Below are 18953 nucleotides of genomic sequence, written 5' to 3'. Positions count from 1 at the left end.
CGGACCGGCACGGGCATCGGCGCCGGCCACGTGTACCCGTACGTGTACGAAAGGGAGCTCCACCCATGAGTACCCGCACCCTCATCCGCGGCGGCCTGGTCGTCACCGCCTCCGACGAGACGCACGCCGACGTACTGATCGAGGACGGCAGGATCGCGGCGCTCGCGGCCCACGGCTCCACCGTGGCCCAGGGCTGGACCGCCGACCGCGTCCTGGACGCCACCGACCGCTACGTCATCCCGGGCGGCGTCGACGCGCACACCCACATGGAGATGCCCTTCGGCGGCACCTTCGCCTCCGACACCTTCGAGACCGGCACCCGCGCCGCCGCCTGGGGCGGCACCACCACCATCGTCGACTTCGCCATCCAGTCCAAGGGCCAGGCCCTGCGGGCCGGTCTGGACGCCTGGTACGCCAAGGCCGACGGCCGGTGCGCCATCGACTACGGCTTCCACATGATCCTGTCCGACGTCGGCGAGGGCGTCCTGAAGGAGATGGACCTCCTGGTGGCGGAGGGCATCACCTCCTTCAAGCTGTTCATGGCCTACCCCGGCGTCTTCTACAGCGACGACGGGCAGATCCTGCGCGCCATGCAGCGCGCGGAGGCCAACGGCGGGCTGGTCATGATGCACGCCGAGAACGGCATCGCCATCGACGTCCTGGTCGAGCAGGCGCTCGCACGCGGCGAGCGCGACCCCCGCCACCACGGCGAGGTGCGCAGGGCGCTCCTCGAGGCCGAGGCCACCCACCGGGCGATCCAGCTGGCCAGGGTCGCCGGCGCCCCTCTCTACGTCGTGCACGTCTCGGCCGAGGAAGCCCTCGCGGAACTGGCCGCCGCCCGCGACAAGGGACTCCCGGTCTTCGGCGAGACCTGCCCGCAGTATCTGTTCCTGTCCACCGACAACCTCGCCGAGCCCGACTTCGAGGGCGCCAAATACGTCTGCTCAACTCCCTTGCGCCCCAAGGAACATCAGGCCGCGCTCTGGCGCGGGCTGCGCACCAACGACCTCCAGGTGGTCTCCACCGACCACTGCCCGTTCTGCTTCACGGGCCAGAAGGAACTGGGCCGCGGCGACTTCTCCAAGATCCCCAACGGTCTGCCCGGCGTGGAGAACCGCATGGACCTGCTGCACCAGGCGGTCGTCGACGGACACATCTCACGCCGCCGCTGGATCGAGATCGCCTGCGCCACACCGGCCCGGATGTTCGGCCTCTACCCCAAGAAGGGCACCATCGCGCCCGGCGCCGACGCCGACATCGTCCTGTACGACCCGCACGCCGAACAGGTCGTCTCCGCCGCCACGCACCACATGAACGTCGACTACTCCGCCTACGAGGGCAAGCGCCTGACCGGACAGGTCGAGACGGTCCTGTCGCGCGGCGAACTCGTCATCGAACAACGGAAGTTCACGGGCCGGGCCGGACACGGCTGCTACGTCCCGCGCGCCACCTGTCAGTACCTCGGCTAGGAGCACCGCACCATGGACTTCGGACTCGTCCTGCAGACCGACCCGCCGGCCGCCCAGGTCATCAGCCTCATGAAGCGCGCCGAACGCAACGGCTTCCGCTACGGCTGGACCTTCGACTCGGCGGTGCTCTGGCAGGAGCCCTTCGTCATCTACAGCCAGATCCTGGCCAACACGCGCCACCTGCACGTGGGCCCGATGGTCACCAACCCCGGCACCCGCACCTGGGAGGTCACCGCCTCCACCTTCGCCACCCTCAACGACATGTACGGCAACCGCACCGTCTGCGGCATCGGGCGCGGCGACTCCGCGATGCGGGTGGCCGGACGCAAGCCCAACACGCTGGCCCGGCTGGGCGAGGCGATGGGCGTCATCCGCGACCTCGCCGAGGGCCGGGAGGCCGACGTCGACGGGCAGCGCCTGCGCCTGCCCTGGGTGAAGGACGGGAAGCTGCCGGTGTGGATGGCGGCGTACGGCCCCAAGGCCCTCGCGCTCGCGGGCGAGAAGGCGGACGGCTTCATCCTCCAGCTCGCCGACCCGTTCCTCACCGAGTGGATGGTGAAGGCGGTCCGCAAGGCCGCCGCCGACGCCGGCCGCGACCCCTCCTCGATCACCATCTGCGTGGCCGCACCGGCCTACGTCGGCGACGACCTCGCGCACGCCCGCCAGCAGTGCCGCTGGTTCGGCGGCATGGTCGGCAACCACGTCGCCGACCTGGTGGCCCGCTACGGCGAGCACTCCGGCCTGGTGCCCGAGGCCCTCACCGAGTACATCGAGCAGCGCCAGGGCTACGACTACAGCCACCACGGCCGCGCCGACAACCCGGACACCGCCTTCGTCCCCGACGAGATCGTCGACCGCTTCTGCCTCCTGGGCCCGCCGCAGGCCCACATCGACAAGCTCAAGGCCCTGCGCGAACTGGGCGTCGACCAGTTCGCCGTGTACGCCATGCACGACGCCCGGGAGAGCGTCATCGACACCTACGGACAGCAGGTCATCCCGGCCCTGCGCTGACCCGCGACCCCCACCCCTCCGGCCGCATCCGCGCGCACCCGCACGGCTCGCGACAACCACCGCGGACCGCAGGGGAGTTGAAGGCCCGTCGGCACGCGCTACGGCACCCGCGCCGTCCACTCCTCGGTGGCGAACTTGGCCGCCACGAGCGCGCGGGCCCGGGCCATCTCCTCGTCCGTCACCCTGCCCTCGGTGAGCCCGTAACGAGAGCGGAAGGAGGCGATCATCCGCTCGATCACGGCCTCGCGCGGCAGGCCGGTCTGGCGCCGCAGCGGGTCGACGCGCTTCTTCGCGCTCTTCGTGCCCTTGTCGGACAGCTTCTCCTTGCCGATGCGCAGCACGTCCGTCATCTTGTCCGCGTCGATGTCGTACGCCATCGTCACGTGGTGCAGCACCGCCCCGCCGTCCGCCACCATCCGCTTCTGCGCGGCGCCCGCGATCTTCCCGGCCTCGGTCGCGATGTCGTTCAGCGGCTGGTACCACGCCTTGACGCCCAGATCGCCGAGCGCGCCGAGGACCCAGTCGTCGAGATAGGCGTAACTGTCCGCGAAGGACAGGCCCTGCACGAGTGCGTCCGGCACGGACAGCGAGTAGGTGATCGTGTTGCCCGGCTCGATGAACATCGCGCCGCCGCCGCTGATCCGCCGCACCACCGTGATGCCGTGCCGCTCGGCGCCCTCGGGGTCCACCTCGTTGCGCAGCGACTGGAAGCTGCCGATGACCACGGCGGGCGCACCCCACTCCCACACCCGCAGCGTCGGCGGACGCCGGCCCGCCGCGACCTCGGCGGTGATCACCTCGTCGAGCGCCATGTGCAGCTCGGGCGACTGTGGGGGCTCGTGGATGAGCTGCCAGTCGTAGTCGGTCCAGTCGGTGGCGTGCGCCAGCGCCCGGCGCACCGCGACCGCGACGCCGTCCGACGTCAGCCCGTACAGGGTGGTGCCCGGGGGCAGGGCCGCGTCGATGCGGGCGGCGAGCTGGGCCGCGGGGGCGTCGGCCGGCGCCCCTTCAAGCGCCGCGTCGATCGCCAGGATCGCCTCGTCCGGTTCGAGGAAGAAGTCGCCCGCGACCCGCACGTCCCGCAGGACGCCGTCGCGGCTCTCCAGATCGACGACCACGAGCTTGCCGCCGGGGACCTTGTATTCGCCGTGCACCGTTGTGCCTCCCTGTGTTCCGCGCGGTCCAACCGTAAAAGGCCGGGAGGCATTCCCGGGTACGCCCCGCTCGCAGGGCCGCGTCCGCGACCGGGTTCCGCCCGGCGGGTGGTCGACCCGGGTGCACGGCCGGTCCGCGGCGAGCCACTCCCGGCGGGGTGCACGGCCGGTCCGCGGCGAGCCACTCCCGTGCCGCTTCGGGCAGCCGCGCGTCGAGCGCGGCCCGGCCGGCCCGTACCCGGGAGGACGGCGTGGGGAGCGGTTCGCCCGTTGTCAGTGGCGCGTGTTTTGCTGGACACATGATCGACGAAGCGTTTCCCGCAGTTGACCCGGCGACAGTGGAGGAGGCGGTCCGCAAGGCGGCCGCCGCCGAGATCGTGCCCCGGTTCCGCCGGCTCGCCGCGCACGAGATCGTCGAGAAGAACGGCCCGCACGACCTGGTGACGGTCGCCGACCGCCTGGCCGAGGAGCACCTCACCGCCTCGCTCACCGCGATACTTCCCGGCTCGGTCGTCGTCGGCGAGGAGGCCGTGCACGCCGACCCGGCGGTGTACGAGGCGCTGCGCGGCGACGCTCCGGTGTGGATCGTCGACCCGGTCGACGGCACCCGTCAGTTCGTCCGCGGGGAAGCCGGATTCTGCACCCTGGTCGCCCTCGCCCACCGGGGCGAACTCCTCGCCTCCTGGACGTACGCCCCGGCGCTCGACGAGATGGCCGTGGCCGTACGGGGCCGCGGAGCCACCCTCAACGGCGAGCCCCTGCACGCCGGTTCGCCCGCGCCGGGAGCCGTCCTGGACGTTGCGATGTCCCACCCCGACTACACGACACCGGAGCAGAAGCGGGCCCTGCTCGGCCTGGTCACCGAGGGCGTCCAGGCCCGGCCGTGCGGCTCGGCCGGCCTCGAATACCTGGCCGTCGCGCGCGGCGAGCTGGACGCGGTGGCCTTCTCCTGGGAGTACGCCTGGGACCACGCGGCGGGCCTGCTCCTGGTCGCGGAGGCGGGCGGCGCCCAGATCACCATCGCGGGCGAGCCGTTCCGCATCGCCGGGGGCAACGCCCTCCCCTTCACCGCGGCGCGGGACGCGGCCACGGCGGAGCGGATACGGGGGTTGCTGGCAGGGGAGTAGCCCGGCCGGGGCGCCCGGGCCGAGGCGTTGGGCTTCGGCCCGGGGCGCCCGGGTGCCAGGTGTCAGGTGCTGCCGGTGCGGGCCCTCAGGGTGACAGCGCCGTCCGTACCTCGCGCACCAGGGCGTCCGCGGCCTCGACGGCCCCGGCGTCGAGGGCGGTGAGTGCCGCCGACACCCGGGCCGCGAAGTCCGGCGGCGCGGCGGGCAGGGCCGCCGCCGAGGCCAGCGCGCCCTTCTCGTTGAGCACATAGCGCCGGTGGTGGGCGTGCAGCGACTGGACCAGGACGCCGAACGCCCGCGACAGACACAGCGCCACATGCAGCGCGTCGCCGCGGCCGGCCGACTTGCGTGCCGCCGCCACCGAGAACTCCGCCTCCCACGACGCCGCGACCAGGGCCGCCCGCAGCGGCTCCGGATAATGCCGGACCGCCTCCTGAAGCACCGTCAACTCGCCCTGGGGGTCGGCCAGTACGCGCCCGAGAGCCACCTCCCCGGGGTAGGCGGGCGACCAGAAACCGAGCGGATGGCCCGGCTGCGTCCCCACCTCGTAGCGACCTTCACAGCAGTCCGCCCAGACGCGTTCGACGCGGTCCAGGTCGCGCAGGATCCAGTCGAGGGCGACGCCGTCGAGCGTCAGCCAGGCCCCGCCGTTGACCCAGGGTCCCCAGCCGCCGGGCGCCGCGATCTCCACCGGGGCGCCGGTGAGCTCCTCGGCGAGGCGGGCCAGGGCCGTGACGTCCGGCTCGCCCCGGTAGTAGAGCCCGAGGTCCCAGTCGGAGCCGGGCCGGTGCGTGCCCCGCGCCCGGCTGCCGCCGAGCGCGACCGCCACCACCCCGGGCACCTCGGTGAGCCGGCCGGCCACGGCGGCGACACGGGCGCCGAAGGGGGAGCCCAAGTGCGTCTTCGTGTGCCCGTCCAGGTGCGTGTCCAGGTGTGCGTCCACCGGCGGGACGCTACCCCTGGCCGGACGGCGGGCGCACCGGAATATCCTGGGGGCCCTGGCCATGGCGTGAAGGAGTCCTAGGTGCCGTCGATGCTCGATGCCGTCGTCGTGGGGGCGGGACCCAACGGGCTGACCGCTGCGGTCGAACTGGCCAGGAGGGGCTTGCGCGTCGAGGTCTTCGAGGCGAAGGAGACCGTGGGCGGCGGTGCGCGCACCGAGGAGCTGACCCTGCCCGGCTTCCGCCACGATCCGTGCTCCGCCGTGCACCCCCTGGGCATCGGCTCCCCGGCCTTCAGGAACATGCCGCTGGAGCGCTACGGCCTGGAGTGGCTCCACGCCGACCTGCCGATGGCGCATCCCTTCGACGACGGCACCGCCGCCGTACTGGCCCGCTCGGTCGGCCAGACCGCGGCCTCCTTCGGAGCGCGCGACGCCGGTACGTACCGCCGTCTGGTCGCGCCCTACCTCGGCAAGTGGGACGTCCTGGCGCGGGACTTCATGTCGCTGCCGCTCACCGCACTGCCGCGCGACCCCGTGGGCCTCGCCCGATTCGGCACCGTGGGGCTGCCGCCGTACAGCTGGCTGATGCGCCGCTTCCGCGACGACCGGGCGCGCGCCCTGATGGCCGGACTCGTCGCCCATGTCATCGCCCCGCTGAGCGGCGTGGCCACCAGTGGTGTCGGTCTGCTCTTCGCGCTGGCCGCGCACGAGAACGGCTGGCCGCTGCCGCGCGGCGGCTCCCAGTCGATCTCCGACGCGCTCGCCGGGTATCTGCGCGACCTCGGCGGAGTCGTCCACACCGGGTACGAGGTCAAGCGCCTGGACGACCTGCCGCCGGCCCGCACCTACCTCTTCGACACCTCGCCGACCGCGCTCGCCCGGATCGCCGGGCTGGGCCGGGCCTACGACGGGTTCCAGTACGGCCCGGCCGTCTTCAAGCTCGACTACGCGCTCGACGGGCCGGTTCCCTGGACGGCGCGGGAGGCCCGGCGGGCCGGCACGGTCCAGGTCGGCCCGTCGAGCCGCGACATCGCCACGGCCCTGAACCAGGCCTCGGGCGGCACCGCCCCCGAGACCCCCTTCCTCATCACGGCCCAGCCCAGCCTCGTCGACGCCTCCCGCGCCCCCCGGGGCAAGCATGTGTTCTGGGCGTACGGGCATGTGCCCAACGGGTGGGAGGGCGACCTCACGGACGCCGTCGAGCGGCAGATCGAGCGGTTCGCGCCCGGCTTCCGCGACCGGATCCTCGCCCGTGCGACGGCCGGGCCGCCCCAACTGGCGGCGCGCAACGCCAATTACGTCGGCGGGGACATCGCCTGCGGCGCGGCCCGGGGTCTCCAGTTGCTGCTGCGCCCGAAGATCTCCCTGTTCCCCTACGCGACCAGGCACCCGTCGGTGTTCCTGTGCTCGTCGGCGGCGTGGCCGGGGCCTGGGGTGCACGGGATGTCGGGCCACAACGCGGCAAAGGCGGCGTGGCGATCCCTGCGCAGTTCCCCGCGCCCCTGACCCGGTCCGCCCCCGCCCCGCCTCACGGGATGCCCGCACCCCTAACCCCGGCCGCCTGCGGCCGCCTCACGGGATGCCGCGCTCTGACTCCGGCTGCCTGCGGGCCGCGTCGTGGGGATGCTGGGGGTGGCCGGGGTTTGCGCAGTTCCCCGCGCCCCGAACCCTCAGTCATCTGCGGACCGTGGTCGCTTCTCGCGCAGTTCCTCGCGCCCCTGGCGGGACCGGTGCGGGCCCGCACGCCTGTCCTAGGCCGGCTTGCGCAGTTCCTCGCGCCCTTGGCGGGATCGGTGCTGGGCAGCACCTGCATCCCTGCCTGCCTTGCGCAGTTCCCCGCGCCCCTTGGCAGGGCCGGTGCTGGCCCGCACGTGGATCCCAGCTCGTCTCACGCAGTTCCCCGCGCCCCTAACCGCACCGATGCCGGCCAGCATGCGCATCTTCAACCCGTCCGGCGTTTGAGGACGAGCGCCGTTCAGGCGCGATGGGGGGTGCAGGGGGCGCAGCCCCCGCCGGGGTTCGAGGGGCGGAGCCCCTCAAGGGGGTCCGGGGCGCAGCCCCGGAGGCCCGAGCCCTTCAACCCGCTGCACGGGCGGGCGGGTGGGCAAGCCTCCCGGGGTTCGAGGGGCGGAGCCCCTCAGGGGGTCTGGGGCGCAGCCCCAGGGCCCGGCACCATCCAGCCCCCTGCACGGGCGGGTGGGTGGGCAAGCCCCTCGGGGTCTGGGGCGGAGCCCCAGGGAGCCGAGCCATCCGACCCGCTGCACGGGCGGGCGGGTGGGCGAGTCCCCCGGGGTCTGGGGCGGAGCCCAAGCCCCCGAACCCCCGGCCGGGCGGGCAGGCACCCCAGGCCCCCGACCCCCCGGCCGGGCGGGCAGGGCCCACCGGGGTCGGCGCGTGTCGGGCTGGCTGGGGCAGGGCGATGTCGGATTCCTGCCAGCGAGACGGCGCCCCGTACCCGATGCTGGACACATGGCCCCCGTAGCCCCCGCCCAAATGCACACCGACACCGAGCGCTGCGTACGCGCCGTCCAGTCCAAGGACGCCCGCTTCGACGGCTGGTTCTTCACCGCCGTCCTGACCACCCGCATCTACTGCCGCCCCAGCTGCCCCGTCGTGCCGCCGAAGGTCGAGAACATGACCTTCTACCCGAGCGCGGCGGCCTGCCAGCAGGCCGGCTTCCGGGCCTGCAAGCGCTGCCGCCCCGACACCACCCCCGGCTCGCCGGAGTGGAACGCCCGCGCCGACACCGTCGCCCGCGCCATGCGCCTCATCAGGGACGGGGTGGTCGATCGCGAAGGCGTCCCGGGCCTCGCCGCCCGCCTCGGCTACAGCTCCCGCCAGATCGAGCGCCAGCTGCTCGCCGAGCTCGGCGCCGGCCCGCTCGCCCTGGCCCGGGCCCAGCGCGCCCAGACCGCGCGGCTGCTCATCGAGACCACTCCGCTGCCCATGGCCGAGGTCGCCTTCGCCGCCGGGTTCTCCTCGATCCGCACCTTCAACGACACCGTCCGCGAAGTCTTCGCCCTGGCCCCGACCGAGCTGCGGGCCCGCGCCACCCGGGGCATCGCCCGCCAGACGCCCGGCGCGATCACCCTGCGGCTGCCCTTCCGCGCCCCGCTGACCCCGGACAACCTGTTCGGCCACCTGGCCGCGACCGGCGTCCCCGGGGTCGAGGAGTGGCGCGACGGCGCGTTCCGGCGCACCCTGTCCCTGCCGTACGGCCACGGCATCGCCGAGCTGACCCCGCAGCCCGAGCACATCGGCTGCGTCCTGCACCTCACCGACCTGCGCGACCTCACCATCGCCATCAGCCGCTGCCGCTGGATGCTCGACCTGGACGCGGACCCCGTCGCCATAGACGACCGCCTGCGCGCCGATCCCCTGCTCGCGCCGCTGGTCGACAAGGCGCCGGGGCGCCGGGTGCCGCGCACGGTGGACGCGGCGGAGTTCGCGGTGCGGGCCGTGCTCGGGCAGCAGGTCTCCACGGCCGCCGCGCGCACGCACGCGGCCCGGCTCGTCGTCGCACACGGCCAGGCCGTGCACGACCCGACGGGCGGCCTCACCCACCTCTTCCCGACGCCCGCCCAGCTCGCGGAGCTCGACCCGGAGACACTGGCGCTGCCGCGCAGCCGCCGCCTCACCCTCACCACGCTCGTGGGCGCGCTCGCCGACGGCAGCCTGCGCCTCGGCATCGACAGCGACTGGGACCAGGCCCGGGCCCAGCTGATGGACCTGCCCGGCTTCGGGCCCTGGACCGTCGAGGCGATCGCGATGCGCGCGCTCGGCGACCCGGACGCCTTCCTGCCGACCGACCTCGGGATGCGCCGCGCCGCCCAGAACCTCGGGCTGCCCTCGACGCCGGCCGCGCTCACCGCGCGGGCCGCGGCCTGGCGGCCCTGGCGCGCCTACGCGGTCCAGTACCTCTGGGCCACCGAGGACCACGCCATCAACTACCTTCCCGCATAAGGGAATCACGGGAAGAGGAAGGCAGCCGTGCACATCACCCACACCGTCATCGACAGTCCCTACGGCCCGCTCACCCTGGTCGCGGCCGACGGCGTTCTCAGCCGTCTCTACATGGAGAACCAGCGCCACCGGCCGGCCGAGGAGACCTTCGGCGAGCGCGACGACGACGGGCCCTTCCCCGAGGTCGTCCGTCAGCTTGAGGCGTACTTCGCGGGCGAACTCACCGACTTCAAGCTGGACTTGAACATGCAGGGCACCGCGTTCCAGCAGCGCGTCTGGGAGCAGCTCCAGCAGATCCCGTACGGCGAGACCCGCTCCTACGGCGAACTCGCCGAAGCCCTCGGCAACCCCAACGCCTCGCGCGCGGTGGGTCTGGCCAACGGCAAGAACCCGGTCGGCATCATCGTGCCCTGCCACCGCGTCATCGGCGCCAACGGCAGCCTGACCGGCTACGGCGGCGGCCTCGAACGCAAGCAGCGGCTCCTTGCGTTCGAGCGGGGAGAGCTGGAGGACGCGCTGTTCTGAGGAGCGCGGGGCGCGGGGGCCGGGACGAACCGGCCGCCGTCGAGGGGCCCGGGCACGCCGGGCCCCTCCGCTCGCAGCCTGTCCCGGTCGCAGCCCCTCCCCGTCCAGCCTCTCCTAGTCGCTCTTCTTGGGTGCCTCGGCGTTGCGCCAGACCGTGAGGTCGAGCGTGATGTAGGTGCTCGGGTCCTTGCTGCCGGACTTGCCGCGGTACGTCGCCACCGCGATGTGGCCCGCGTCGCTCAGCACACAGATCTCCGAGCCGTCCGTCAGCTGGTCCAGGCCGACGTTGTCGGTGTACCGGGTCTCGGCGCGGCAGGTCGCGAGCGAACCCTTCTGCGCGTTGTTCAGGACGACCAGCTTGCCGTTGTCGGTACCGACCTTGGTGTCCCCGAACATGCCGTCACGGTAGAAGTAGAAGTCCCCGTGGTTGTACATCACGCCGGCGTTGCCCCCGGAGACCGGGCGCGGCGGGTTGTCGGCGAGCATCAGCTGGTAGTCGGCGGTCAGCTCGATGCCCTTGTACGAGACCGGAGTGGGGTCGGGGCGCTTCTTGGCGGCGCTGCCCGAACCGCCCCCGTTCGACGCGTTCTTCGAGCCCGAACCCGCCGAACTCCCGCTGCTGCGGGACTTGTTGGAGGAACCGTCCGGCAGCAGGGCCCCGATCACCCCGAGGCCGACCACCGCCACCACGATCGTCCCGACGACGACCAGCACGGTCCGCTTGCGCTGCGAGGAGGCCGCGGCCGGGGCGGCCGGGTGCCCCGGACCGTATCCCGGCGGGGGCGTCTGGTATCCGCCCTGCCCCGGGTATCCGCCCGGTGCGGGGTAGCCGCCCTGCACCGGATACCCGGGATGCGTCTGGTAGCCAGGCGCGGGGGTCTGATAGCCGGGCGGGGGAGTCTGATGCGACGCAGGGAGGGGGCCCGGCGGCATCGGGGCCGGCGTGGCGTGGGGCGGTGTCGCGGGCGCGCTCTGCGTCGCGGCCGCGGCCACCCCGGGGCTGGTCGGCGGATACAGCGGCGCGGGGTGGGCCGCGGCGGTCGGAGGCTGCGCGGACACCTCGGTGGGGGTCGGCGGCGCGGCGGGCTGCGGCGGCGGGGTCGTGGCCGGCGCGGGCAGCCGCAGCCGCTCGGTGATGGAGCCGGCCACCGCCGTGGGCAGCCAGTCCTCGCCCTGGCGCAACGGCTCCGGGGAGAGGTCGTGGCACATCTGGATGACCTCGGTCAGGCTGGGCCGGTCCGCCGGGTCGCGGCTGAGGCACCGGGTGACCAGGGCGCGCAACTCGTCGGGCAGCGCGCTGAGATCGGGGTCCTCGTGCACGATGCGGTACAGAACGGCGTGCGAGGACCCCTCGCCGTACGCGGGCGCGCCGATCGCCGCGAACGCCGCGATCTGGCCGAGCGCGAAGATGTCGGTGCCAGGAGTGACCGTGCCGGCGGAGGCCTGCTCGGGCGCCATGAACGCGGGGGTGCCCACGCTCACGCCGTGCCCGGTCAGCGAGGTCGCGTCGGCGGCGCGGGCGATGCCGAAGTCGATGACGCGGGGACCGTCGGACGCCAGCAGGACGTTCGCCGGCTTCAGGTCCCGGTGCACGATCCCCGCGCCGTGGATCACATGCAGCGCCTCGGCGACGCCGACCGTCAGCAGCAGCACACTGCGCAGCGGCAGCCGGCCGTGCGCGCCGACCGCGTGCGCGAGGGAGGGGCCCGGCACGTACGCCGTGGCGAGCCAGGGCTGGGCGCCCTCGGTGTCGAAGTCGATGACGGGCGCGGTGTAGAGCCCCTGCACCCGCTGCGCCGCGCGCACCTCCTGCTGGAAGCGCCGCCGGAACTCGGGGTCCTCACTGAACTCCGGCCGGATCACCTTCAGCGCGATGGGCCGCCCGCCCGGGGTGTGGCTGAGGTACACCTTGCCCATGCCGCCCGAGCCGAGCACGGCGCTCAGCCGGTAGCCGCCCACGACCGCCGGATCGTCCGGGCCCAGCGGCTGGAAAAGATCGGTGGAAGGTGCACTCATAGAAATCCGTCCCCTGTTACGGCGGTTCATCACGCCGACGCCCCGAAGTCAACCGAGAGGGTATCCAACTTTGCGCCCCGCTCCGGCCCGGAGCCTGGGGGACTGTGTGCAGGAGTTGCGGACGCGCGGAAGGCGCGGCCCCCGTCCCGCGGGCGGCCCCCCGCCCGCTGCCGAAACGCGCGCCACCGCCGCACGGTGCGTGAACTACCCCAGCGCGGACAGCAGTTGGGGCAGGGCGGTGCCGATGGGCTCCCGGACGATGTCGGCGGCCAGCGCGTCGTACGGGGACGGGTCGGCGTTCACGATGACCAGCCGGGCACCGCCCTGCGCCGCGATGCCGGCCAGCGAGGCGGCGGGCTGTACCTGGAGGGTGCTGCCGACCGCGATGAAGACCTGGCACGCCTTGGCGATCCCCATCGCCTGGGCGAGGACCTCCGGGTCGAGCCGCTCGCCGAACATGATCGTCGCCGACTTGAGGATGCCCCCGCAGAGCGCGCACGGCGGGTCCGCCTCGCCCGCCGTGACGCGCTCGAGTGCCTCGGCCATCGAGGAACGCGCGTGGCAGCGGGTGCACGTCACCGCCCGTGCGGTGCCGTGGAGTTCGAGGACCTTGCGCTCGGGGAGACCCGCGCGCTGCTGGAGCCCGTCGATGTTCTGGGTGATCACCCGGACCGGCACTCCCGACCGTTCGAGCGCCACGACCGCCCGGTGCGCGGCGTTCGGCTCGGCCTTGACGGCGGGGCTGTCGCGGCGCATCAGCCAGGACCGGCGCCGGATCTCCGGGTCGGCCATGTACGAGGAGTACGTGACCAGCTTCTCGGCCTCCGGGTCGCGCCGCCACAGACCGTTCGGTCCGCGGTCGTCGGGGATGCCCGAGTCGGTGGACATTCCGGCACCGGCGAGGATCGCGACGAGTGGCTTGCTCATGCGGGCGAGCGTAGGCGGCGGCCCCCGGACCGGCGACCCGTTTTCGACCGGGCGGCCCGGGTGCCCTGCGGACCGGGCACGGCGGCCCCCGTCCGCTCCCGGCGCCCCGTGCGGGTGCCGTACGTGCGCGGGCGGCACCCCCGCCCGCTCCCGGCGCCCATCGCGGGCGCCGTACGGACCCGGGCGGCGATCCCACCCGCGCCCGGCGCCCGGCACCCCGCCCCCCCCGTACGACCGGTACCTGCGTGGCTCGCGTCCTACGGCTCGACCACGTCCACCCGCCGCCCGTTCTCCAACTCCGCCGTGCCGTGCCCCTGTGCCAGGACGTCGAGTGCCGTGAGCAGCCGGCCGAGCAGGGGGCCCTGGATGTGGGCCGGCAACTGCTCGCGGGGGACCAGGCGCCAGGAGACGAGCTCCTCCTCCTGGAGACGGATCGCCCCCAGCTGGTCGTCGTCGAGCACTCCGCCGTCGAAGACGTAGCCGACGATCGGCGGGCGGGCCGGACCATGGGTCCAGTCCACCGCGAGGAGCCGGCCCGGCTCCAGGTCGAGGCCGATCTCTTCGAGCGTCTCGCGGCGGGCCCCCTGCCGCGGGGTCTCCCCGGTGTCGGACTCGATGGTCCCGCCGGGCAGCGCCCAGCCCTCGCGGTAGTTGGGCTCGACGATCAGCACCCGGCCCCCGGTGTCCCGGAAGACCGTGGCGGCCCCGGCCAGCACACGGGGGAGGCCGGCGATGTAGGCGGCGTAGTCGTCGGAAGGGGTGAGGTTCTCGGTCGTCATGCCATGCAGCGTAGGGGCCCCGGCCGGACGCCAGGGCGGGCGGCGGGCGCCGTACGCCCGTTCCGCCGCGCGGAGCCGGCGCGGGGAGGCGGGGCGCGGAGTTGACGCCCGTGCGGAGCCTGCGCCGGCACCGCCTCCCGCGTCCGGGGCGCCGCACCGGCCGGCCGCCGGTACCGCGAGCCGGGTGGGCCGCCGCGGGGCCCGGCCCGGCAGCCCCGAAGGCGCGAACTCGGGCTCCCCAAGCCCCCGTTGGTAGATCCGGCAGAAGCCTGTGCGGCGGAGGGCGGCGTGTCATCAGGACAGGTCCGGACCCGAACTGTCGTCACTCGTACGGGACTTGGCGGCCCGGCGCAGCCGGTGGTGGCGGGCGGCGCCCTGTTCGGTGATCGCGTCGCCGACCATCGCCCGTACCGCGTCGCGCAGACCGTGCAACGCGCCGTGCCGGGAGGGCCCCGCGCCCGGGTCCTCGCGCAGTTCCCTCACCAGGGACCAGCACAGGCCCAGCATCACCACCACGAAGGGCAGCGCGACCAGGATCGTCGCCGTCTGGAGGGACTTGAGGCCGCCCGCGACGAGCAGCACGGCGGCCACCGCCGCCATCAGGACGCCCCACATCACGACCAGCCACGTCGGCGGGTGCAGCGAGCCGCGGCTGGTGAGCGAGCCCATCACGAGCGAGGCCGAGTCCGCGCTGGTGATGAAGTACGTCATCACCAGCGCCATCGCGATGTACGAGGTGACCGTGCCGATCGGCAGCGCGTCCAGCATCGCGAACAGCGAGGCCTCGGCACCGTCCTTGACCGCCCCGGCGAGATCGGCCGCGCCGGTGGAGGCGACCCGGATCGCGGTGCCGCCCATCACGCAGAACCAGATGACGGTGGCCCCGCTCGGCACCAGCAGTACCCCGACGAGGAACTCGCGGATGGTGCGGCCGTGCGAGATCCGGGCGATGAAGGTGCCGACGAACGGCGCCCAGGACAGCCACCACGCCCAGTAGAAAATGGTCCAGGCGCCCAGCCACGCGCGGTCGGTGAAGGCACCGGTACGGCTCGCCATCGGGATCAGGTCGTGCAGATAGCCGCCGATCGACGCCGGGATCGTGTCGAGGACGTAGACGGTCGGGCCGAGCAGGAACACGAAGAGCATCAGCACCGCGGCCAGCACGATGTTGATGGTGGACAGCCACTTCACCCCCTTGTGCAGCCCGGAGAAGGCGGACAGCACGAAGGCCGCCGACAGCGAGGCGATGATGACCAACTGGGTGGTCTGCGAATTGTTGACGCCCGCGGTGAGGTCGAGCCCCTCGGCCACCTGGAGCGCGCCGAGACCGAGGCTGGTCGCGGTGCCGAAGACGGTCGCGAAGACCGCCAGCAGATCGATGCACCGCCCGGGCCACCCGTCGGCCCGCCGCGCCCCGATCAGCGGCACGAACGCCGAGGACATCCGGTTGCCGCGCCCCTTGCGGAACCCCGCGTAGGCGAGCGCGAGACCGGCGATGCCGTAGATCGCCCAGGGGGTGAGCGTCCAGTGGAAGAAGGAGTACTCGAGGGCGGTGCGCGCCGCGTCGCCGGTGCCGGGCTGGGCGCCGGTCGCGGGCGGCGGGCTGAGGAAGTGGGTGAGCGGTTCGCCGACGCCGTAGAACATCAGGCCGATGCCCATGCCCGCGCTGAACATCATCGCGATCCACGCCAGATTGGTGAACTCCGGCTCGGAGTCGTCGGCGCCGAGCCGGATCCTCCCGTACCGGCTGATCGCCAGCACCACGCACAGCACCAGGAAGGTGTCGGCGGCGACCACGAAGAGCCAGGCGAAGTTGTTCAGGACCCAGGCGAGCGCGGTCGACGAGGCGCTGTCGAAGGAGCCCTTGCCGAGGGCCGCCCAGGCGACGACGGCCACCACCGCGAGCACACCGATGACGATCAGAGTGTGGTCGGGGGAGGGGTCGGCGCCCGGGGCGGCGTCGCCCGGCGGGGCGCCCGAGGCGGAATGATCGATCGAATCCATGCTCATGGCGCCCCACTATGGTGGGGGATGTATGGATTTTCCGGGGTGGCGCGCCGTCCATGGACCCCTGCGGCTATGGGCAGGCGCGCGCCGGGCGGATAGGGTCTGAAGCGGCGCGACTGCCTGTTCGAAAGCAAGGGATAGCAAGGTGACGGACGGCGCAGTTTTGGAGACCGCCCGCGTACTCGTGGCGGCGGACAAGTTCAAGGGCTCGCTCACGGCCGTGGAGGTCGCGGAGCGGGTGACGGCCGGGCTGCGGCGGGTCGTCCCGGATCTGCGGGTGGAGACCCTGCCGGTCGCCGACGGCGGCGACGGCACGGTCGCGGCCGCGGTGGCAGCGGGATTCGAGCGCCGCGAGGCGCGGGTCACCGGCCCGCTCGGCACCCCCGTGACCGCCGCGTACGCGGTGCGCGACGGCGTGGCCGTGGTCGAGATGGCGGAGGCCTCCGGGCTCCAGCACCTGCCCGAGGGCGTGTTCGCCGCGCTGACCGCGACCACCTACGGCTCCGGCGAGCTGCTGCTCGCCGCACTGGAGGCGGGCGCGCGCACCATCGTGTTCGGCGTCGGCGGCAGCGCGACGACCGACGGCGGCGCCGGCATGCTGGCCGCGCTCGGTGCCCGCTTCCTGGACGCCGCGGGCGAGCCCGTGGGCCCGGGCGGCGGCGCCCTCGCGGACCTGGCGACGGCCGACCTGTCGGGCCTCGACCCCCGCTTCAAGGACGTCGAGCTCGTCCTGGCCAGCGATGTCGACAACCCGCTGACCGGGCCCAAGGGCGCCCCCGCGATCTACGGTCCGCAGAAGGGCGCCTCGCCCGAGGACGTGGCGACCCTGGACGCGGCCCTGGCCCACTACGCCAAGGTGCTCGAAGGCGTGCTCGGCGCGAAGGCGGCCGAGGCCGCGCTCGCCCCGGGCGCCGGCGCGGCCGGCGGCATCGGCTACGGGGCGCTGGTCGCCCTGGACGCGGCGTTCCGGCCCGGCATCGAGGTCATGCTCGACGTGCTCGGCTTCGCGCCCGCCCTGGCCCGGGCCACCCTGGTCATCACCGGTGAGGGCTCGCTCGACGAGCAGACCCTGCACGGCAAGGCCCCGGCGGGCGTCGCGGCGGCGGCGCGCGCCGCCGGCATCGAGGTCGTCGCGGTCTGCGGCCGCCTCCTGCTCCAGCCGGGCCAGCTCGGCGAGGCCGGCATCCGCCGCGCCTACGCGCTCACCGAGCTCGAACCCGACCCGGCCCGCTGCATGGCCAACGCGGGCCCGCTGCTCGAACAGGTCGCCCAGAACATCGCGGGCGACTTCCTGCGCTGACCTTCGCGGACACGTCGACGGCCCTCCTCGCATCGCGCGAGGGGGGCCGTTTCGTCGTTCCCTGGAGGGGTGCGGGCGCGCGGTCCCGCACCGGCCGGATCGCCCGGCGTGCACATGCTCTCCCCTCATGAGACACTAGTGTCTCATTCGATACTGGAGTGTTTCATGACGCCGCCCCTCGATCCCCGGCGCTGGGTCGTCCTCGCGATCCTGTCCGGCAGCCTGCTGCTCATCGCCATGGACACGACGATCCTCAACGTCGCCTTCCCCTCCCTGGTCAGCGACCTGCAGCCCAGCTCCGTACAGCAGCTGTGGATCATCGACGTGTACGCCCTGGCCCTGTCCGGGCTGCTGGTCACCGCCGGTGCGCTGGGCGACCGGTGGGGGCGCAAGCGGCTGCTGCTCGCCGGGTTCGCGATCTTCGCACTCGCCTCCCTCATGGCCGTCTTCGCGACCGAGGCCTGGCAGGTCATCGCCGCCCGTGCGCTGCTCGGCGTGGGCGGCGCGGCGATCATGCCGTCCACCCTGTCGATCCTGCGCGACGTCTTCACCGACGCCCGCGAGCGCGCCCTCGCCTACGCGGTGTGGGCGGCCGTCTTCGGCGGCGGCATGGCGCTGGGCCCGGTGGTCGGGGGTCTGCTCGTCGAGCAGAACGGCTGGCAGTCCGCGTTCCTGATCAACGTGCCGGTCGCCCTGGTGATCATCGCGTTCGGCGCGTGGATCCTGCCCGAGTCGCACCAGCCCCGCGAGGGCCGCTGGGACTGGTGGGGCGTCGGCCAGTCCGTCGTCGGCATGCTCGCCCTGGCCGGCGGCATCAAGCAGCTCGGCAAGGGCGGGCCCGGCGACCCGGTGGCCTGGGTGCTGCTGGCCGTGGCCGCCGTCGCGCTGACCGTCTTCGTCCGCCGCCAGCTGCGCCTGGCCCAGCCGCTCTTCCACGTGCGGCTCTTCACCAACCGGTCGTTCAGCATCGCCGCGGCCTCGATCTTCCTCGGGATGATCGCGCTCGGCTCGGCGCTGTTCCTGGTCACCCAGTGGTTCCAGTACGGCCAGGGCTACAGCCCCCTGGAGGCCGGCGTCCGGCTGCTTCCGGCGCCGCTCGGCCTCGTCGTCACCTCGCTGGTGGCCCCGGCCCTGATGCACCGGCTGCCGATCCGGCACGTGATCAGCGGCGGCCTGCTCCTGATGAGCGCGGGACTCGCACTGCCCTGGCTGTTCCAGCAGTCGGGGCCGCTCGCCTACCCCGGTGTCGCCGTGGCGCTCGGCGTGCTCGGCTGCGGCGTCGGCGTGGCGACCACGGCGGCCTCGGTGACGCTCATGGCCTCCGCGCCCAAGGAACACGTCAGTGGTGCGGCGGCCGTGGAGGAGACCTGCTACGAGCTGGGCGCGGCGATGGGCGTCGCCATCCTCGGCAGCGTCGCGGCGGCGCTCTACCGCGGGCACCTGCCGCACCTCGCCCTGGACGAGGCGTCGACCGCCTCGGTACGGGACTCGGTGGGCGAGGCTGCGCATGTGGCCGCCTCCATCGGCGGGCCGGCCGGGGCGGGGCTCCTGGAGCAGGCCTCGGCGGCCTTCACCGCGGGGATGACCCCCACGTTCCTGCTGGCCGCCGTGCTGCCGCTGGGGGCTGCGGTGCTGGCCTGGGCCACGATCCCGCATGCCCTGCGCCCCACAGAAAACCCCCACTGACGCAGGCCCGCCCCCCACCGCGGCCGACCCTCCGCGCAGTTCCCCG

The 18953-nt window shown here is 73.7% G+C and carries 14 protein-coding genes; 8 read left to right on the top strand and 6 right to left on the bottom strand.

The features are described from left to right. Positions 1-65: 65 nt before the first annotated feature. Together hydA and ACGF3I_RS08545 are read left to right on the top strand one after the other, a co-directional pair. Entirely contained in the window at positions 66-1469 is a 1404-nt protein-coding gene (gene hydA, locus ACGF3I_RS08550; protein ID WP_393129872.1) for a dihydropyrimidinase, read from the top strand. A 12-nt stretch (positions 1470-1481) separates the two neighbouring features. Continuing rightward, complete coding sequence (locus ACGF3I_RS08545; protein ID WP_393129871.1) at positions 1482-2480, top strand: TIGR03842 family LLM class F420-dependent oxidoreductase; 999 nt, start codon at positions 1482-1484, stop codon at positions 2478-2480. Positions 2481-2578: 98 nt separating this feature from the next. Here ACGF3I_RS08545 and ACGF3I_RS08540 read toward each other — a convergent pair whose 3' ends face one another. Next, a complete protein-coding gene (locus tag ACGF3I_RS08540) occupies positions 2579-3634 on the bottom strand; it encodes a biotin/lipoate A/B protein ligase family protein (RefSeq protein WP_393129870.1) in 1056 nt (351 codons plus the stop codon). A gap of 299 nt (positions 3635-3933) precedes the next feature. Between ACGF3I_RS08540 and ACGF3I_RS08535 the strand changes: the two genes are divergently transcribed. Then, a complete protein-coding gene (locus tag ACGF3I_RS08535; protein WP_393129869.1) occupies positions 3934-4761 on the top strand; it encodes an inositol monophosphatase family protein in 828 nt (275 codons plus the stop codon). Positions 4762-4846: 85 nt separating this feature from the next. Here ACGF3I_RS08535 and ACGF3I_RS08530 read toward each other — a convergent pair whose 3' ends face one another. Then, positions 4847-5623: a DUF4037 domain-containing protein gene (locus tag ACGF3I_RS08530; protein WP_393130203.1), complete on the bottom strand. Its 777-nt coding sequence runs from the start codon at positions 5621-5623 to the stop codon at positions 4847-4849. A gap of 171 nt (positions 5624-5794) precedes the next feature. Between ACGF3I_RS08530 and ACGF3I_RS08525 the strand changes: the two genes are divergently transcribed. The 3 genes from ACGF3I_RS08525 to ACGF3I_RS08515 all read left to right on the top strand — a co-directional run bounded on the left by ACGF3I_RS08525 (position 5795) and on the right by ACGF3I_RS08515 (position 10192). Next, on the top strand, positions 5795-7210 hold the full coding sequence (locus tag ACGF3I_RS08525; RefSeq protein WP_393130202.1) for a phytoene desaturase family protein: 1416 nt from the start codon (positions 5795-5797) through the stop codon (positions 7208-7210). A 987-nt stretch (positions 7211-8197) separates the two neighbouring features. Further along, positions 8198-9667, top strand: coding sequence for a DNA-3-methyladenine glycosylase 2 family protein (locus ACGF3I_RS08520; protein WP_393130201.1), 1470 nt, complete (start codon positions 8198-8200; stop codon positions 9665-9667). 27 nt (positions 9668-9694) lie between these two features. Next, positions 9695-10192, top strand: a complete 498-nt coding sequence (locus ACGF3I_RS08515) for a methylated-DNA--[protein]-cysteine S-methyltransferase (protein ID WP_393129868.1) — start codon at positions 9695-9697, stop codon at positions 10190-10192. 114 nt (positions 10193-10306) lie between these two features. On the opposite strand, the gene ACGF3I_RS08510 is transcribed toward ACGF3I_RS08515, so the two are convergent. From ACGF3I_RS08510 to ACGF3I_RS08495, 4 genes are all read right to left on the bottom strand, one after another. Next, the gene (locus ACGF3I_RS08510; RefSeq protein WP_393129867.1) at positions 10307-12208 is read right to left on the bottom strand and encodes a serine/threonine-protein kinase; all 1902 of its coding nucleotides are present in this window, start codon (positions 12206-12208) and stop codon (positions 10307-10309) included. A 204-nt stretch (positions 12209-12412) separates the two neighbouring features. Next, positions 12413-13135 (bottom strand): NAD-dependent deacetylase, encoded by a 723-nt coding sequence (locus ACGF3I_RS08505; RefSeq protein ID WP_393129866.1) that lies wholly within the window; start codon positions 13133-13135, stop codon positions 12413-12415. Between the two features lie 257 nt (positions 13136-13392). Further along, positions 13393-13914, bottom strand: a complete 522-nt coding sequence (locus ACGF3I_RS08500; RefSeq protein WP_393129865.1) for an NUDIX domain-containing protein — start codon at positions 13912-13914, stop codon at positions 13393-13395. 294 nt (positions 13915-14208) lie between these two features. Further along, complete coding sequence (locus ACGF3I_RS08495) at positions 14209-15924, bottom strand: BCCT family transporter (protein ID WP_393129864.1); 1716 nt, start codon at positions 15922-15924, stop codon at positions 14209-14211. A 142-nt stretch (positions 15925-16066) separates the two neighbouring features. Between ACGF3I_RS08495 and ACGF3I_RS08490 the strand changes: the two genes are divergently transcribed. Next, the gene (locus ACGF3I_RS08490; RefSeq protein ID WP_393129863.1) at positions 16067-17221 is read left to right on the top strand and encodes a glycerate kinase; all 1155 of its coding nucleotides are present in this window, start codon (positions 16067-16069) and stop codon (positions 17219-17221) included. Positions 17222-17386: 165 nt separating this feature from the next. Then, positions 17387-18907, top strand: coding sequence for an MFS transporter (locus tag ACGF3I_RS08485; RefSeq protein WP_393129862.1), 1521 nt, complete (start codon positions 17387-17389; stop codon positions 18905-18907). The last annotated feature ends 46 nt before the right edge of the window (positions 18908-18953 follow it).

The sequence above is a fragment of the Streptomyces sp. NPDC048111 genome (assembly GCF_043202815.1).
In the GTDB taxonomy this organism is placed as follows: Bacteria; Actinomycetota; Actinomycetes; order Streptomycetales; family Streptomycetaceae; genus Streptomyces.
This window is presented reverse-complemented; position numbering and strand designations above follow the sequence as displayed.

Coding starts and splice junctions, on each gene's coding strand:
- hydA (WP_393129872.1), top strand. CDS start 66: ATGAGTACCCGCACCCTCATCCGCGGCGGCCTGGTCGTCACCGCCTCC.
- ACGF3I_RS08545 (WP_393129871.1), top strand. CDS start 1,482: ATGGACTTCGGACTCGTCCTGCAGACCGACCCGCCGGCCGCCCAGGTC.
- ACGF3I_RS08535 (WP_393129869.1), top strand. CDS start 3,934: ATGATCGACGAAGCGTTTCCCGCAGTTGACCCGGCGACAGTGGAGGAG.
- ACGF3I_RS08525 (WP_393130202.1), top strand. CDS start 5,795: ATGCTCGATGCCGTCGTCGTGGGGGCGGGACCCAACGGGCTGACCGCT.
- ACGF3I_RS08520 (WP_393130201.1), top strand. CDS start 8,198: ATGCACACCGACACCGAGCGCTGCGTACGCGCCGTCCAGTCCAAGGAC.
- ACGF3I_RS08510 (WP_393129867.1), bottom strand. CDS start 12,208: ATGAGTGCACCTTCCACCGATCTTTTCCAGCCGCTGGGCCCGGACGAT.
- ACGF3I_RS08505 (WP_393129866.1), bottom strand. CDS start 13,135: ATGAGCAAGCCACTCGTCGCGATCCTCGCCGGTGCCGGAATGTCCACC.
- ACGF3I_RS08500 (WP_393129865.1), bottom strand. CDS start 13,914: ATGACGACCGAGAACCTCACCCCTTCCGACGACTACGCCGCCTACATC.
- ACGF3I_RS08495 (WP_393129864.1), bottom strand. CDS start 15,924: ATGAGCATGGATTCGATCGATCATTCCGCCTCGGGCGCCCCGCCGGGC.
- ACGF3I_RS08485 (WP_393129862.1), top strand. CDS start 17,387: ATGACGCCGCCCCTCGATCCCCGGCGCTGGGTCGTCCTCGCGATCCTG.